Source organism: Streptomyces sp. NPDC025618 (genome assembly GCF_055558795.1).
Window position 1 is genome coordinate 20,400 of record NZ_JBVHLW010000037.1, and the last position, 15,899, is coordinate 36,298.

General features: G+C 75.5%; 12 protein-coding genes and 1 pseudogene. 6 read left to right on the forward strand and 7 right to left on the reverse strand.

Annotated elements, in window-relative coordinates:
* The 6 genes from ACZ4A5_RS25425 to ACZ4A5_RS25450 all read right to left on the reverse strand — a co-directional run bounded on the left by ACZ4A5_RS25425 (position 1) and on the right by ACZ4A5_RS25450 (position 9,712).
* Positions 1-4,746: a coiled-coil domain-containing protein gene (locus tag ACZ4A5_RS25425; RefSeq protein WP_467588669.1), complete on the reverse strand. Its 4,746-nt coding sequence runs from the start codon at positions 4,744-4,746 to the stop codon at positions 1-3.
* A 47-nt stretch (positions 4,747-4,793) separates the two neighbouring features.
* Positions 4,794-5,711, reverse strand: coding sequence for a hypothetical protein (locus ACZ4A5_RS25430; protein ID WP_467588672.1), 918 nt, complete (start codon positions 5,709-5,711; stop codon positions 4,794-4,796).
* Between the two features lie 73 nt (positions 5,712-5,784).
* A complete protein-coding gene (locus tag ACZ4A5_RS25435) occupies positions 5,785-7,308 on the reverse strand; it encodes a hypothetical protein (RefSeq protein ID WP_467588676.1) in 1,524 nt (507 codons plus the stop codon).
* A 66-nt stretch (positions 7,309-7,374) separates the two neighbouring features.
* Positions 7,375-8,019, reverse strand: coding sequence for a pyroglutamyl-peptidase I (pcp, locus tag ACZ4A5_RS25440; RefSeq protein ID WP_467588679.1), 645 nt, complete (start codon positions 8,017-8,019; stop codon positions 7,375-7,377).
* Positions 8,020-8,051: 32 nt separating this feature from the next.
* Complete coding sequence (locus ACZ4A5_RS25445; RefSeq protein WP_467588683.1) at positions 8,052-9,020, reverse strand: DUF979 domain-containing protein; 969 nt, start codon at positions 9,018-9,020, stop codon at positions 8,052-8,054.
* Positions 9,017-9,712 (reverse strand): DUF969 domain-containing protein, encoded by a 696-nt coding sequence (locus tag ACZ4A5_RS25450; protein ID WP_467588685.1) that lies wholly within the window; start codon positions 9,710-9,712, stop codon positions 9,017-9,019. Before ACZ4A5_RS25450 ends, ACZ4A5_RS25445 begins: the two co-directional genes overlap by 4 nt.
* Positions 9,713-9,916: 204 nt before the next feature.
* Here ACZ4A5_RS25450 and ACZ4A5_RS25455 point away from each other — a divergent pair, with 204 nt between their 5' ends.
* The 4 genes and pseudogenes from ACZ4A5_RS25455 to ACZ4A5_RS25470 all read left to right on the forward strand — a co-directional run.
* Positions 9,917-10,561, forward strand: a complete 645-nt coding sequence (locus tag ACZ4A5_RS25455; RefSeq protein WP_467588688.1) for a GntR family transcriptional regulator — start codon at positions 9,917-9,919, stop codon at positions 10,559-10,561.
* The gene (locus ACZ4A5_RS25460; RefSeq protein WP_467588691.1) at positions 10,558-11,346 is read left to right on the forward strand and encodes a LamB/YcsF family protein; all 789 of its coding nucleotides are present in this window, start codon (positions 10,558-10,560) and stop codon (positions 11,344-11,346) included. The genes ACZ4A5_RS25455 and ACZ4A5_RS25460 overlap by 4 nt, the downstream gene beginning before the upstream one ends.
* A gap of 11 nt (positions 11,347-11,357) precedes the next feature.
* Positions 11,358-11,978 (forward strand): 5-oxoprolinase subunit PxpB, encoded by a 621-nt coding sequence (pxpB, locus tag ACZ4A5_RS25465; RefSeq protein ID WP_467588757.1) that lies wholly within the window; start codon positions 11,358-11,360, stop codon positions 11,976-11,978.
* Positions 11,975-12,835, forward strand: a pseudogene (locus tag ACZ4A5_RS25470) (5-oxoprolinase subunit C family protein); the annotation flags it as partial. The gene pxpB and the pseudogene ACZ4A5_RS25470, both read left to right, overlap by 4 nt.
* A 257-nt stretch (positions 12,836-13,092) precedes the next feature.
* On the opposite strand, the gene ACZ4A5_RS25475 reads toward ACZ4A5_RS25470, so the two are convergent.
* Complete coding sequence (locus ACZ4A5_RS25475) at positions 13,093-13,248, reverse strand: hypothetical protein (RefSeq protein ID WP_467588696.1); 156 nt, start codon at positions 13,246-13,248, stop codon at positions 13,093-13,095.
* Between the two features lie 225 nt (positions 13,249-13,473).
* On the opposite strand from ACZ4A5_RS25475, the gene ACZ4A5_RS25480 reads away from it, so the two are divergent.
* Both ACZ4A5_RS25480 and mdlC read left to right on the forward strand, forming a co-directional pair.
* Positions 13,474-13,929: an SPW repeat protein gene (locus ACZ4A5_RS25480; RefSeq protein ID WP_467588700.1), complete on the forward strand. Its 456-nt coding sequence runs from the start codon at positions 13,474-13,476 to the stop codon at positions 13,927-13,929.
* Between the two features lie 313 nt (positions 13,930-14,242).
* The gene (gene mdlC, locus ACZ4A5_RS25485) at positions 14,243-15,847 is read left to right on the forward strand and encodes a benzoylformate decarboxylase (RefSeq protein ID WP_467588703.1); all 1,605 of its coding nucleotides are present in this window, start codon (positions 14,243-14,245) and stop codon (positions 15,845-15,847) included.
* The last annotated feature ends 52 nt before the right edge of the window (positions 15,848-15,899 follow it).

Consider the following 15,899-nt stretch of genomic DNA (forward strand, 5'->3'; position numbering starts at 1 on the left):
TCACGCCCCCGCCGGCACCGGCTCCTCCTCCGCCGGGCGGCGGTACATGCGGGTGGCCGTGATCTGCCCGTGCACCTGCTCCTCGTCCGGGTTCTGCTGCTGCGGCAGGCCGGGGCGCAGGTGTTCCTCCACGCTGATGTACTTCAGGCCCGCCCGGAGGTCCGCGTCGTTGCGCAGCCGGATGACCAGCGGGAACTCCGCCAGGGCCGTGGTGTCGAACAGGCCGGTGGTGTAGAGCAGCTGGACGCCCAGCGCGTCCGCGACGGCCCGCTGGAGCTCCAGCAGATACGTGGCGTTGGCGCGGCCGATCGGGTTGTCCAGGAACAGCGTGCCCGCGTACCGCTGCTTGTCGCGGCCGCGGTCGTTGCTGCGCAGGGCCGCCATGGTGCAGTACAGCGCGATGGCCGCGGTCAGCAGCTGTCCGCCGGAGAAGACGTCTCCCATCTGGCCGACCGACACCCGCTCGGCGCGCAGCACCGCGTCCGGCTTGAGGATCTCGACGGCGACGCCGCGCGGCTGCAGTGCGGCGGCGACGCCCCGCAGCAGCAGGGACATCCCGTCGCGCCGCAGGTCGGAGTTGCGCTTGACCGCGGAGCGGGTCGCCTCGTCGATGACCTCGCCGAGGCGCTCGGTGAGCGTGGCCTGGTCGGGGTCCTCGAAGCGGATGCGCAGGAACTCCTGGCCGGACCACTCCCCCAGGCCCTCGGGCAGCCGGGAGAGCCGCTGGGCGGAGCGCAGGGTGGTGAGCGAGGACTCGACGAGTCCGCGCAGCCGGTCGACGATGCTGTCGCGGTTGCGCTCCAGCTGCTCCAGCTCGTCGGTCAGCACCCGCAGCCGGGGCGCGAACGCCTCGGCCCAGGCGGCCGCGTGCTCGGGCAGGGCCGCGGCGGGCAGCTCGCGGATCTGCTGGCGGGCGGGGGTGCGCACCTGCTCGTAGCGGGTGGAGTTGGCGTGCCGCACGAGGATGTCACTCGCCTCGCGGACCGCGGCCTCGGCGGCCGAGAGCTCTCCGGCGCAGCCGCGCAGGGAGCGGCGGGCCTCGCCCGCGGCCTGCCGGGCCTCCTCCAGGGAGCCCCTGTAGGGCTCGGGCTCCTCGGCGTCCTCCTCGGGGGTGTTGTCTCGCAGGAGGTCGCGCAGGAGGGCCGCGGTGTCGTCGAAGCCGGTGGCGGCGTCCTCGGCGGCGCGGTGGGCGCGCAGCAGGTCGCCGTGCGCCCTGCGGGCGGCCTCCAGCGCGTCGGTGCGCGCGGCGAGTTCGGCGGTGGCGGTGCGCAGCAGTTCCTTGGCCCGGTCGGCGTCGGCGGGCACGAGCTCCTCGGGGAGCTCGGTGTGCGCGTCGCCTTCGGCGGGTGCCAGGCGCTCGGCCTCGCCGCGGAGGCGGCCGAGCTGCTCGCTCGCGGTGGAGGCGCGGGTCTCCAGCATCTGGACGAGCTGTTCGGCGCGGGCGGCCGCGGCCTGGCGGGAGGGGCCGTCGGCGCCGTCGGTGCCCTCCAGGAGCTGGGCGGCGCGGGTGCGGACCTTGTTGGTGAGGCGGTCGAGTTCGGCGCGGGCGGCGCTCTCGTCGCTCTCGGCGCGGGCCTGTTCGGCGCGCAGGTCGGCGCCGACGCCGACCTTCTCGTAGAGCTGGGACGCGGCGCGGTAGGCCTCGCGCAGGGCGGGCAGGGAGGCGGTGGGCGGCTCCACGGCGTCGGAGACGTCGTCGGGGGCGCCCGCGATCTCGGCGCGCTCGGCGCGCAGCGCGCGGGCGGTGCGGCGCGCGTCGTCGGCCGCGCGCTGGGCGGCGCGGCGGTCCTCGTCGGCCGCGCGGGCCCGGTCCACGTACGCGGCGGCGCGCTCCTCGGACTCGGCGGCCTCCTCCGCCAGTTCGCGCAGGCGGATCTGCCAGGAGGCGCGCTCGCGGAGCCGGTAGGCGAGTCCGGCGAGGGCGTCGGCGACGCGGCGGGCGCGGGCGGCGACCTCCTGGCGCTCGTCGCGCACCCGGGCCGCCTCGGCGGCGCTCTCCTCGGCCTCGGCGCGGGCGGTGCGCAGCTCGGCCAGCTGCTCGTGGGCGGTGTCGGCGGCCGTGCGGGCGCGCTCGGCCTCGGCGGCGAGCTCGGCGAGGCGGCCGGCCGGGCAGCCCGCGCGCCACGAGGTCAGCCGGGCGGCGAGGGTGCGGTCACCGGCGAGGCGTGCCGCTATGGCGCGGATCTCCTCGTCCCGGGCCGTGGCGCGGGCACGCAGCGCGTGGCGCTCGTCGTCGGCGGCGCGCTCGTCGTGCATGGCGGGGTTCGGCGGCACGAGGAAGACGCCGGAGCCGCCGGGGTCCTGGGCGTCGCGCGCGGGCGGCGGGGCGAGCAGGGCGGCGGCGGTGCCGACGGCGACGGCGGAGCGCGGCAGCAGCGAGGCGGCGCCGAGGACTTCGCGGGCCCGGGTGTGCGAGTCGGCGTCGGTGATGACGACGCCGTCGACGAGTTCGGGGCGGGCGGCGAGCACGGCGGCGTGGTCGGCCGGGTCGACGGCCTGGGCGAGGTAGCGCCAGCCGGGCAGGGCGGGGATGCCGTGCTCGCCCAGGTACTCCACGGTGGCCAGCACGTCGGCGCTGGGGGGCAGCAGTCCGCCGTCGCCGAGCGCGCCCAGGATCCGGGCGTCGTCGGCGGCGGCGGTGCGCAGGTCGAACATCTGCCGTTCGGAGATGGCGACGCTCTCGTCGAGCATCTCGCGCAGGGCGTCGGCGTTGCGGTCCACCTCCTCGGCGGTGAGGGGGCCCGTCGCCTGGCGGCGCGCGCCGTCGGACGCGCCCGCGGCGGTTCCGCTTCCGGGGCCGGTGCCCTCGGCGGAGCGGCGCGGGGCGGGCGGGCGTTCGCCGCTGCCGCTCTCCTGTCCGGGGGCGGCGCCGCGCTGGCCCGGCACCTGGCCGGAGGCCACCGGCTCGGGCAGGCCCAGCAGTTCGATGAGCCGCTGCTCGGCGCCGAGGGCTTCGGCGGCGCGGCGCTCGGCGTCGTAGGCCGCTTCGGCGGCGGTGGCGGCGTCGGCGGCGCGGGCGGCGGCGAGTTCCGTGCCGGCCAGGGCGGCGGCCGCCTCCTTGGCCTGCTCCGCGGACTGCCGGGCGCTCTCGCGGGCCGCCTCGTAGGCGGCGACGGCCGGCTTCTCGGCGTCGCTCGCGGCGAGCGCGGCGCGGGCGGGGTCGGCGTCGGGGGCGGTGTCGTCGAGCCAGCCGGCGCGGACGGCCTCGGCGGTCTCCTGCTCGACCTCGGCCAGGCGCTGGCGCAGGTGGCCGGCCTCGCTGCGGGCGCGCTGGGCCTCGGTGGCGGCGGCGGTGGCGTCGCGGTGGGCGGCCTCGCCGGCCTCCTGGAGCGCGGCGGAGCGCTCCTCCTCCTCGTTGGCGACCCGCTCGCCTTCGTCGGCGGCGCTGTTGAGGGCGCGTACGAGATCGGTGGCGGCCTGGGCGCGGGCGGCGAGGGCGGGGGCGGCGTCGCGCTCGGCCTCGCGGATGGCGGCGGCCACGCGCGCGGAGCGGTCGGCGGCGGCGCGGTGGCGCAGGACGGTCTCGGCGGCCTGCCACGCGGAGTGCAGGGTGCGGGCGTCGTTGAGCTCGCGGCGCTGGGCGGCGGCGGCCTTCTCGGCGGCGGCGAGCGCCAGGGAGGCGTGCCGGTAGGCGAGCTCGGCGGCGACCAGGGAGCGGCGGCCGCGCTCGGTCTCGGCGTCGGTGACGGCGTGCGCGGCGGCGGCGACCTGCTCGGCCAGTTCGGCGGTGCGGCCGCGCTCCTCGGCGCCGCGCGCGGACAGCGTGCGGGCGAGGGCGCGGGTGCGGCGCTCGGCGCCCGCGTGCACGCCGCGGGCCTGGTCGCGCTTGACGGCGGCGTCGGCGATGCGGGAGAGCAGGTCGAGGGAGCCGGCGGTGAAGTCCCGTTCGGCGGTCAGCTCGGCCCTGCGGCCCAGCTTGTGCGCGAAGCCGTGCACGAGGTCGGCGAGGCCGTCGGTGTCGCGGGTGTCGGTGACGGCCCGCAGGAGCAGGTCGGTGAAGTCGGAGTCGTTCTTGACGGCGAAGAGGCCGGCGGCCTCGCCCTCGTCGGCGTTCATCTCGCGCTGGTAGCGGAAGAGTTCGGGGTCGAGGCCGAGCTCGCCGAGGTGTTCGTTCCAGCGCTCGTGGATCTCTTCCCAGACCACGTCGAGGTTGGGGTACGCCTTGCCGGCCTCGGTGAGGGCGTCGCGGAAGCCCTTCATCGTGCGGCGGCGGCCGCGGGCGCCGGAGGCACCGTCGGCGGCGCGCAGGGCGGTGGACTCGGCGACGGGCAGCGAGTCGAGGCTGAGCCCCGGGCCGGGGCGGAAGGAGTACCACGCCTCGGCGAACTTCCGCGGGTCGTTGGACACCTGGCGGCCGCGCCACTCGCTGACCTTGCCGACGACGACGGACTCGCCGGTGAGGACGTGCTGCCACTCCAGGGCGACGTGCCCGCAGTCGTCGGCGAGGAGGAACTTGCGCAGCACGCCGGAGCTGGCGCCGCCCAGGGTGTTGCGGTGGCCGGGCAGCATGACCGAGAAGATCAGCTTGAGGAGGACGGACTTGCCGCCGCCGTTCTCCAGGAAGAGCACGCCCGCGGGTGCGGGGCGGCGGGGCGGGCCGGTGGGCTCGTCCTCGAAGAACTCCGCCTGCGCGGGCGCGGGGTCGGGCACCGGGGCGCCGACCCCCCGCAGGTCCAGCACGGTGTCGGCGTAGCGCGCACCGGCGGGCCCGATGGAGTAGAGGCGGACCCGGGACAGCTCGTACATGGCGGACTCTCGTTGTCGTGACGGGCGGTTGGTCAGGAGGCTGCCGGCTAGCGCCGGGTGGTGTCCCCGTGCTCGAAGAACGGCAGGCCGGCGTCGGCCACCAGGTCGAGGGCGTCGGCGTCGTCCGGCGGCAGCAGGCTCGGGCTGCCGTCGCCGACGGGCACGATGCCCAGTTCCAGCAGCTCGGACATGGCGGCGGTGCCCGCCATGTCGCGGACCTGGAGCTGGTAGCGGGCCGTGGTGCGGTACGCGCCGCCGGCGTCGTCGCCGGTGCGCTGGAGGAAGCCGGAGTCGACGAGGAAGGCGACTGCCTTGGCGATGATGCCGGTGGTGGAGCCCGCGAGGCGGCGGGCGTCCTTGGTGGCGCCGGTGGCACTGCGGCGGGCGTAGACGCGCCACGCGGCCTCCAGGCCGGGGGCGTCGCTGGTGGGGTCGGTGTTCTCGCCCTGTTCCGCGGCGCGTTCCTCCAGCCTGCGGCATGCCTGGCGGACGAAGGCGTCGATGCCGTTGACGGTGACACGGCCGATGTAGCCATCGTCGGCGAGGTCCTCGGGGCGGGGGAAGGCCATGGCGGCGACCGCGAGGTGGGCGAGGCCGTGCAGGAAGCGGTCGGCGGAGTCGACGGTCGCGCGGCGGGCGTAGTCGCCCATCCGTACGGCGAAGACGGAGTCCTCGGCGGCGGTGACGGCCATGCCGGCGCGGGTGGAGACCTCCAGGACGACGAGCCCGAGGCCGGCGGCGACGGCGTCGGCGAGGCGCGCGAAGGCGGGGTCGTCGCGGTGGCGGCGCAGCAGCTCGGTGTATTCCGCGTCGCGGGCGGGCTGGAGCTTGGGCTGGAGGCCGAACGCGATGAGCCGGGCGGCGTCGGCCGCGTCGGCGGGGGTGACGTTGCCGCTGGGGGCGGGGGCCTCGCCGTCGGCGGCGGGCTCCGGCTGTGCCGCGTCGTCGATGTCGTACTCGGTCACGGTTGCTGCTCCTGTGAGTGCTGCTGCGGGTTGACGGCCGGCCCGGTGCGGCGGGGCGCTCCGGCGGTCCCGCTCATGACGCCGCCTCGCGGTCCGCCGCCATGCCGGCCGCGTCGAGCAGGGCCTTGCCGACGATGAGGTCGGCGCCGCCGAACTCCGGGTCGTCGAGCTCCGTGCCGTCGTCGACGGCGAAGAGGAGGGTCGGCTCGCCCTGGCGGTAGGCGGTGCCGACGGGCGGACTCGCGGCGTGAACGGCCAGGAGGGCGACCAGGTAGGGCAGTTCGGGGTCTTCGCGGCGCGCTTCGGCGAGCAGTCCGGACAGGCGGCGGGGGGCGTCGGCCGGCAGGTCGAGCAGTTCCATGGCGCTCGCGAGCTGCGCCTCGCTGAAGCGGCTGTCGTCGGGGGTGGTGATGAGGTCGGGTTCGGGCATCTCCGCGCCGAGGTGCTCGCGCTCCGCGGGCGGGGTGAGCAGCAGCTCGACGAGGTCGCCGACGCGTACGGACGCGGGGGTGCGCAGGCCCGTGCCCTTGGCGAAGAAGGCGTCGGTCACCCGCCCGGCCTGTTCCACGGGGAGCGGCAGGAGGGGGGCGAGGAGCTGGCCGTAGAGGTCGAGTCCGGAGCCGGGGGCGGAGGGGGCGAACGCCTGCCGGTCCTGTTCGGCGCGGAAGAGGGGGCCGGCCTCCAGCAGCCTGGACTGGAGCTGGGTGTGGCGGCGGATGCAGTCCTTGACGATGTCGACGAGCTCGGCGGCGCGGCGCTTGTGCTCGGGGTCCTCCGCCTCGTCGCGTGCCTTGCGGATGTTGGTGAGGATCGCGTTCTCGTGGCGGTAGCGGTCGGCGACGTGGTCGAGCGCCTCGGCGATCATGTCGGGGACGGTGCGCAGCCAGTCGACGGCGCGGACGTTGCGCCGGGTGGCGTCGAGGGTCTTGCGGAGGGTCTCGGCGTACTGCACGGTGCGGTAGCGGGCCTGTTCGGCGGCGAGCTGGGCGTCGGCGAGGCGGCCCCGGCTGATGAGGACCTCCAGCTTCACCTCGGCGGCGATCTGGGCGCTGGTGACGTCGGTGTCGAGGGCCCCGACGAGGACGTTGACCGCTTCGTCGGTGGTGCGCAGGAAGACCGTGCCGCCGTGGCCGGGGACCTCTTCGATGAGCTTGAAGTCGTAGTCGCGGCGGACGTACGCGCCGTCGGCGCCGAAGGTGCCGTAGACGGCGCGGAAACCCCGGTCGACGCTGCCGACGTTGATGAGGTTCTCCAGGACCCACCGGGCGACGCGCTCGTGCTCGGCCGCGGGGCGGCCGGGTGCCTGGGCTCCGACGCGCGGGAGCAGCCGGGACACTATCTGCTCGTGGTCGGCGCCGGTGTCGAAGTCCATGTTGAGCGTGACGAGGTCGATGGCGGCGAGCGCCACCTCGGCCATGGCGTAGCCGCCGTACTCCCCGGCCAGGTTGGCCTTGCGCGCGTCGAGGTCGTGCAGGGGCGCGGTGCAGGCGAGCGCGCGGAGCCTGCGGGCCAGGCCCTCGTCGGCGGCGGGGCCCGGGGCTGGGCGCGGGGGCCCGTTGAGCTGGGGCGGAACGGCCGCCGGGGCTGGAGAAGTCACGTCGCACAGAGTAGGCGGTCACACCGACAACGGACGAAACGGCACGGGTGAAATGCCCGTACTGTCCTAGTGTGTGGTGCCGCCGGCCACGCGGATGTCCTGGTCGCGCCCGGCGGCGGTGATCGCGATCACACGCAGCGCCGCGGCCGCGGCGGCCACGGGGAGTGACGGCAGCGCCCGGTCGGTGACCTGTTCCGGCGCGTAGGGCACGTGCACGAACCCGCCGCGCAGTCCTGGGTGTTCGGTCGCGGCGAGGTGCAGCAGCCCGTAGAAGACGTGGTTGCAGACGAAGGTCCCGGCGGTGTGGGAGAGGGAGGCGGGCAGGCCCGCTTCGCGTACGGCGGCGACGCACGCCTTGACGGGCAGGGTGGCGAAGTAGGCGGCCGGGCCGCCCGGGACGACCGGTTCGTCGAGTGGCCGCGCGCCGGCGTTGTCGGGGATGCGGGCGTCGTCCAGGTTGACGGCGATACGTTCGACGGTGATGTCGGGGCGGCCGCCGGCCTGGCCGACGCAGAGCACGACGTCGGGGGTGGTGGCGGCGACGGCCGCGCGCAGGGCGTCGAGGGCGGTGCCGAAGACGCAGGGCAGTTGGGCGACGCTCAGTTCGACGCCTTCGGGCGGGTGCCCGGCGGCGGCCCGGACGGCCTGCCAGGACGGGTTGACGGCCTCTCCGCCGAAGGGTTCGAATCCGGTCAGCAGCACCCGGGTCATGGCCGCTCCTCCGCTGGGGTTCGTGGGGGTCGTCAGAAGGCGAACAGGGACATGATCACGATGTTGCAGCCGAGCAGGGCGACCGCGGTGGGGAGTTGGGCCTTGATGGGGCCGTACTGGTCCTTGAGTTCCAGCAGGGCGGCGGGTACGACGTTGTAGTTGGCGGCCATGGGGGTGACCAGGGTGCCGCAGAATCCGGCCAGCATGCCGATGGCGAGGACGGCGGGCGCGCTGCCGTGCTCCTGCGTGACGAGGACCGGCCAGCCGACCGCGGCGGTCATGACGGGGAAGGCGGCGAAGCCGTTGCCCATGACGACGGTGAAGAGGAACATCCCCACGCAGTAGACGACGACCGCGAGGTAGAGGGAGTGGTCGGGGAGCACCGCGGTGGTGATCCTGCGGACCTGGTCGCCGACCCCGGCGACGGAGAAGATCGTGCCGAGGGTGGCGAGCAGCTGCGGCAGCAGCATGGCCCAGCCCATCGTCTCCAGGATGGAACGCCCGGCGTGCACGGGGGTGGAGAGCTTCCTCTCGCCCAGCAGCGCCATGCCGACGGCGAGGGCGACGACCGCGCCGATCCCCAGGCCGAGGATCGTCTCGCTGCCCTTCTGGAGGACGGGCTGCCCGCCCACGGAGAGCTTCTTGACGCCGACGGCGCAGATCAGGGCGACGGCGGGGATGGTGAGCGCCGGGACGAAGAGCTTGCCGCCCAGGCGCCGCGCGCTCGCCGCCCGCTGCCCGGGCGTGGTCGTACGGGCCGTGCCGCGGCCGGTGAAGCCGAATCCGGCGAGGCAGACCATGACGAGGACGGCGGCGCCCAGGGGTTCGGCGGGTGCCGACTTGTCGGCCACCCAGGTGCCGTAGACGAAGCCGAGGCCGAGGAGGCCCCAGAAGGCGGCGGTTCCATAGCGCCTGGGGTTGGTGCGGTCGGTGAGCATCTGGGCGGCCATCAGCAGGAAGATGGCGCCGACCAGCCAGTAGAACCACTCCGCCTTGATCACTTGACGGCTCCCACCGGCTTGTCGGTCACTGTCGTGCGGGCGAGCGTGCGGTCCAGGCGCAGCAGCCGCCAGCCGTGGACGGCGAGGGCGCACAGGGCGGTGGGCACGGCCCACAGCGCGAGGTCGAGCGGTTCGAGGTGGGTGTGGTAAGTGGTGTTGACGAAGCCGGTGATCAGCAGGATCGAGCCGACGGCCAGGAAGACGTCCTCGCCGAAGAAGAGGCCGACGTTGTCGGCGCTGGCGGCGAAGGAGCGCACCCTCTCGCGGACCTTGTCCGGCAGCGGCCCGTGCAGACGCTCGGCCGCGCCCTCCGCCATGGGGGCGGCGAGCGGGCGGACGGTCTGGGCCTGCCCGAAGACGCTGTTGAGGCCGAGGGCGGCGGTGAGCTGGCGCATCAGGAGGTAGAGGGCGAGGAAGCGGCCGGTGGTGAGCGAGCCGAAGCGGGATATCAGGCTGCGCGCCTGTTCCTGGAGGCCGTGGCGCTCCAGGAGGCCGATGACCGGGAGGGTGATCACGAAGATCGTCACCGAGCGGCTGGAGGTGAATCCCTCGCCGAAGGCGGCGAGGACCCGCTGGGGCGACAGGCCGCCGAGGAAGCCGGTGGCGATGCCGGCGCCGCCGACCACCAGCAGGGGATTGCGTCTCGTGGCGAAGCCGATGACGACCACGAGGACGCCGAGGAGAACGATCATGCGCCCTGCCTTCCGGAGGCCCGGACCTCATTCGAACGAGTGAGGCAACTTGGCGAGGAGGCTAAGATATTGTTGAACAATCCTCAAGAGGCTTGACTCACGATTCCGCAACGCCCCGCCGGTCCCGGCCGGCCCTTGAACCCCGCACCCCGCACGCCCCGGCTCCGCACCGCCCGTCACACCCGTCGAACCATGGGGGACGCCATGGCACTGTCCACCGCCCAGCGCGTGGCCGACACGCTCCGCGACCGCATCGAGGGCGGCGGCCTGCCGCCCGGCACCCAGCTGTCGGAGGAGGCGCTCGGCCGGGAGCTCGGGGTCTCGCGCAACACCCTGCGCGAGGCGTTCCGGCTGCTCGTCCACGAGAGCCTGGTCGTGCACCGGCTCAACCGCGGCGTCTTCGTCCGGGTCCTGGAGCCCGCCGACGTCACGGACATCTACCGCGTGCGCGCGGCCCTGGAGACCGCCGGGGTCCGGGCCGCCGCGAGCGCGGCCCCCGCCCTGCGCGCGGCGGTCACCGACGCCGTCGCCCGGGGCGAGCGCGCCGCCGCCGACGGCGACTGGCCGGAGGTGGCCTCGGCCGACCTCCGCTTCCACCGGGCGCTCGCCGCCCTCAGCGGCAGCGCCCGCATCGACTCCGCGATGGATCTGCTGCTCGCCGAACTGCGCCTGGCCTTCCACACGATGCCCTCGCCCCGCCGCTTCCACGAGCCGTTCCTGCTGCGCAACCGCTCGCTCGCGACACTGCTGGAGAACGGCGACCACGGCCGCGCCGAGGCCGAGTTGACCACCTATCTGGATGACGCGCGCCGCCTCATCCTCGACACGATGCGGGAGGCCGCCTCATGACCGGACCGGAGCACGACACCGACCCCCGCCCCGTCCTCGACCTCAACGCCGATCTCGGCGAGGGCTTCGGGCGCTGGCAGCTGACCGACGACGAGGCCCTGTTGTCCGTCGTCACCAGCGCCAACGTCGCCTGCGGCTTCCACGCGGGTGACCCCTCCACCATGCGCCGGGTGTGCGAGCGCGCGGCCGGACTCGGCGTCCGCATCGGCGCCCAGGTCTCCTACCACGACCTCGCCGGCTTCGGGCGGCGCGCCATGGACGTGCCCCCGGACGAGCTCGCCGACGAGATCACCTATCAGATCGGCGCGCTGCGCGTCTTCGCGCGGGCGGCCGGCTCGGACGTCAGTTATGTGAAGCCGCACGGCGCGCTCTACAACCGCACGGTCACCGACGCCGAGCAGGCGCGGGCCGTCGTGGCGGGTGTGCTGCGGGCGGGCGGCGCCCTGCCCGTACTCGGCCTGCCCGGCTCGCGGTTGCTCGAGGCGGCGGCGGAGGCCGGACTGCCGGTGGTCACCGAGGCGTTCGCCGACCGCGCGTACACCGCCGCCGGGACGCTCGTCCCGCGCCGCACGCCCGGCGCCGTGGTCCTCGACCCCGAGGCGATCGTCGCCCGGTCGGTGCGGATGGCCCGCTCGGCCACCGTCACCGCCCTCACCGGCGAGGACGTGACCGTACGGGCCCGCTCGCTGTGCCTGCACGGCGACACCCCCGGCGCCGCCGGAAACGCCCGCCGGGTCCGCGCCGCCCTGGAGGCCGCGGGCGTGCGGGTGGAGGCGTTCGCGTGAGCACGCCCGCCATGGAGCTGCGCGCCCTGCCCGTCGGGCGGCACGCGCTGCTCGTGGAGGTCGCCACCGGCGACGACGCCCAGGCGCTCCACGCCGAACTGCTGCGCCGCCGCGCCGCGGGCACTCTCCCGCCCGTGCGCGAGATCGTCCCCGCGGCGCGCACCGTCCTGCTGGACGGCCTGGCCGAGCCGCGGGCCCTCGCCGCGGAGCTCGCCCGCTGGAGCGTGCCGCCGCTCGCGGCCGCGGAGGGCACCCCGGTGGTGCTGCCGGTCCGCTACGACGGTGAGGACCTCGCCGAGGTCGCGGCGCTGTGGGACGTCACGGAGGAGGAGGTCGCGGAGATCCACTCCGGCCTCGAATTCCGGGTGGCGTTCTATGGGTTCGCGCCCGGCTTCGGCTATCTGAGCGGGCTTCCGGAGCGGCTGCGGGTGCCGCGCCGGGCCACCCCGCGCACGGCCGTCCCCGCCGGTTCCGTCGGCCTGGCCGGCACGTACACCGGCCTCTACCCGCGCTCCTCCCCCGGCGGCTGGCAGCTCATCGGCCGTACGGACGCGGTGCTGTGGGACGTCGCGCGAGAACCGGCGGCGCTGCTCTCGCCCGGCACGCGCGTGCGCTTCGAGGTGGTCGCGTGAGCGGCACCCTCACCGTCGTCCGGCCCGGCGCCCTGACGACCGTCCAGGACCTCGGCAGACCCGGCCACGCCCACCTCGGCGTGGGGCTCTCCGGCGCCCTCGACCGGCCCGCGCACCGGCTCGCCAACCGCCTCGTGGGCAATCCCGCGGAGTGCGCCACGCTGGAGACCACCGTCAACGGCTGCGCGGTGCGGCCGGACCGGGCGGTGACGGTGGCGGTGGCGGGCACGCCCTGCGCGGTGCGGGTCGACGGACGCCCGGTGGCGTGGGGCGCGGCCGTGCGGGTGTCCGCGGGCGCCGTCCTGGACGTCGGTCCCGCCGTCGGCGGGGTGCGCGCGTACGTGGCCTTCGGCGGCGGTGTGGCCGTGCCGCCCGTGCTCGGCAGCCGCTCCCGGGACCTGCTGTCGGGCCTCGGGCCCGAGCCCCTGACGGAGGGGGCGACACTGCCCCTCGGCGCGCCCCAGGGGCCCTCCGAGGGCGCTGACGCGGTGCCCTGGGCCGGACCGCCGTCCGGTGGGCTGGTCCTCCCGCTGGTGCTCGGCCCGCGCGACGACTGGTTCACCGCCGACGCGCGGCGCACGCTCTCCGGCGGCGGTTACCGCGTCTCCCCGGCGAGCAACCGCATCGGCCTGCGGACGGAGGGGCCCGCCCTGGCCCGCGCGCGGGAGGGTGAACTGCCCAGTGAGGGAATGGTCCTCGGCGCCGTCCAGGTCCCGCCGGACGGGCGCCCGGTGGTCTTCCTCGCCGATCACCCGACGACCGGCGGCTATCCCGTCGTCGGCGTCGTCCCCGAGCCGGCGCTGGCCGCCGCGGCGCAGGCCGCGCCCGGCACGCCCGTGCGCTTCGTGCCCGTACGGGCCTGGGGGGGGGGGGGGGGGGGGGTGGTTGGGGGGGGGGGGGCGAGGGGCTTCGCCGCCCTTGTCGCCGCACGCTGTGGGGGGTCGGTGGCGTTGTCGTCGGTGCCCCCATCCCCCCCCCCCCCCCCCCCCCCCCCCCCCCCCCCCCCCCCCCCACCCCCCCGCGCCCCCCCCCCCCCCCCCCCCACGGCCGCCGTGGCCGCGCCAGCCGTGGCCGCCGCCGTCGGTGGCCGGCCGTGGCCTCGGCCGTGACCGCGTCAGTCCACGCCGCGGATGATGTGCGACTCCGCGTCGACCTCCTCGGTGCTGGTCTCGGGTGTCTCCCGCGGCGCGGCGCGGCGGGCCCCCACGGTCTCCTCCAGGCCCTCCGACCGGCCCGGCACGTGGTCGCCCTGCGTCTTCAGCTGTTCCACGACGGCTTCCTTTCGCACGCTGTTCCCCTGGTCCCCCCGAGGGCGCCACCGGCTCACGCGTCCGGAATGCGATGCCCGGGTTTCCCCAGCGTGACCTGTCGAAACAGAAGCCACCACATCGGATATAGCCAGATATGAACTACCCCCATTCGGGTGGCAAAAGGGGACATTGGCGATAAAATGCAGGCAGGTCCGAACTGACACTGAAAGAAGAAGGTGGCTGACGTGACCGCCCCAACCTCACCCCGGATCGAACACCACCCGGACATCCTGGCGCTCCGCGCCCACTCCGAGGAAACGACCAGCACCCCCGTCGCGCAGGGCGTCGAGGCCCTCGCCCTGCTGTGCGGCGTCTATCTCGCCGCCTCCCCCTGGATCGCCGGCTTCAGCGGCGCGACGACCCTCGCCGTCAACAACCTCATCACCGGCGTCGCCTTCGCCTGCCTCGCCGGGGGCTTCGGACACGCCTATGAGCGTACCCACTCCATGAGTTGGGCCGGGCTCTGCATCGCGGCCTGGACGATCGTCTCGCCGTGGGTCGTCGCCGGGCACGCGTTCGCCACGCGCGCCGTCGTCAGCAACGTCATCGTGGGAGCGGTGGCCTGCGTCGCCGCGCTGGCCCTGGCCGGCCTCGGGATGTCGCGCACGGCAGCGGCGCGGCCGGGACTGCGGCGACGCTGAGCAGCGGGGCGGAAGCGCCGGGTGAGCGCGCGCCCGTGCCGCCGCCCGCCCGCTCCGCCTCCGCTCTCGGTGTCCAGGCAGGACCAGGCCGATTCTTGTCGTCCGCGGGCCCCGCCGCCCGTACGCCGGGTGACGGGGCCCTCCCGCGCGCCTCACGCGCCCCCCTCTACACCAGCTTCCCGGTCATCGCGAAACGGGCGTTCACCCCTGGGAATGAAAACCCGGCTGATCTTCGGAATTGATGACTCCGCCGGACGGGAACAGGCAATGCTCCCCTCCTCCCCGGTCACTCCCATCTCAAGAGGTGCGCGCCATGACGACCGTACGAGCCGCCGTGTTCGAGCTGTTGCGGGCCCGCGGCGTGACGACCGTCTTCGGCAACCCCGGCTCGACCGAACTCCCCTTCCTCCAGGACTTCCCCGACGACTTCCGCTACGTCCTCGGCCTCCAGGAAGCCGTGGTCGTCGGCATGGCCGACGGGTTCGCGCAGGCCACCGGGACCACGGCGGTCGTCAATCTGCACACCGCCCCGGGCGTGGGCAACGCCATGGGCGCGATCATCAACGCCGCGGCCAACCACACCCCGATGGTGGTGACGGCCGGGCAGCAGGTGCGGGCCATGGTGACCATGGAGGCGCTGCTGACCAACGTGGACGCGACGCTGCTGCCCAGGCCCGCCGTGAAGTGGGCGTACGAGCCGCCCCGCGCCCAGGACGTGCCCGCGGCCCTCGCCCGCGCCTTCCACATGGCCGAAACCGCTCCCCGGGGCCCGGTGTTCCTGTCGCTGCCGATGGACGATTTCGACGTCGAGCTCACCGAGGCGGAGGCCGAAGCCGCGCGTCAGGTCGCGCGCCGCCGCGTCACCGACGCCACCGCGGCCGACGAGCCCGCGATCGAGGCGCTCGCCCGGCGGCTCGACGCGGCGGTCAACCCGGTGCTGGTGACGGGCGGTTCCGTCGACGCCGAGGGCGCGTGGGACGCGGCCGTCGCGCTCGCCGAGCGGCGGGGCCTGCCGGTGTGGGCCTCCCCCGTCGAGGGGAGGGCGGGCTTCCCGGAGGACCACCCGCACTACCGCGGCGTGCTGCCCCCGGCGCTGGCACCGCTGGCCAAGACCCTGGAAGGGCACGATCTGGTCCTGGTGGCCGGGGCGCCCGTCTTCCGCTACTACCCCTACGTGGCCGGGCCGGTGCTGCCCGGGGGAGCCGAACTGGTGCTGCTCACCAGCGACCCCGGCGAGGCCGCCCGCGCCCCGGTGGGCGACGCGCTCGTCGCGGGCCTGCGGCCCACACTGGAACGGCTGACGGAGCTCGTACGGAAGGCGGAAGGGCCCGCCCCCGTGCCCCGGCCGGAACCCCCGGCGCGGGATCCCGCCGAGCCCATGTCCGCCGTCACCGCGCTCGCCGCCGTCGCGAGCGCCGCCCCGCCGGACACCCTGTGGGTCAACGAATCCCCCTCCAATCTCCAGGCGTTCCGCGAGCTGATCCGCGTGGGCAGGCCCGGCTCCTTCCTCACCACCACCGGCGGCGGGCTGGGTTTCGGCCTCGCCGCGGCCGTCGGCGCGCAGCTCGGGCGGCCGGAGCGGCCGGTGGTGGCGGTGATCGGCGACGGCTCCGCGCAGTACGCCATCACCGCGCTGTGGACCGCGGCCGCCTGCCGGGCGCCGGTCACCTTCGTGATCCCCGCGAACGGCGAGTACGCGATCCTCAAGTGGTTCGGGCGCTTCGAGAACACCCCCGGCGTGCCCGGCCTGGACCTCCCCGGGCTCGATCTGTGCGCCCTCGCCCGCGGTTACGGCGTGACCGCGCACCGCGCGACGGGCGCGGCGCACCTCGCCGAGCTGGTCGCCGCGGCCACGGCCGCCGGCGACGGTCCCGTCCTGATCGAGGCGCCGGTCACCACCGTGCCGCCGGCCCTGTGACCGCTCTCCCCCGCTCCGCCCGCCCCACCTGTGCCTGACCGCGCCCTGGAGT

Coding starts and splice junctions, on each gene's coding strand:
- ACZ4A5_RS25455 (WP_467588688.1), top strand. CDS start 9,917: ATGGCACTGTCCACCGCCCAGCGCGTGGCCGACACGCTCCGCGACCGC.
- ACZ4A5_RS25460 (WP_467588691.1), top strand. CDS start 10,558: ATGACCGGACCGGAGCACGACACCGACCCCCGCCCCGTCCTCGACCTC.
- pcp (WP_467588679.1), bottom strand. CDS start 8,019: ATGACCCGGGTGCTGCTGACCGGATTCGAACCCTTCGGCGGAGAGGCC.
- pxpB (WP_467588757.1), top strand. CDS start 11,358: ATGGAGCTGCGCGCCCTGCCCGTCGGGCGGCACGCGCTGCTCGTGGAG.
- ACZ4A5_RS25425 (WP_467588669.1), bottom strand. CDS start 4,746: ATGTACGAGCTGTCCCGGGTCCGCCTCTACTCCATCGGGCCCGCCGGT.
- ACZ4A5_RS25450 (WP_467588685.1), bottom strand. CDS start 9,712: ATGATCGTTCTCCTCGGCGTCCTCGTGGTCGTCATCGGCTTCGCCACG.
- mdlC (WP_467588703.1), top strand. CDS start 14,243: ATGACGACCGTACGAGCCGCCGTGTTCGAGCTGTTGCGGGCCCGCGGC.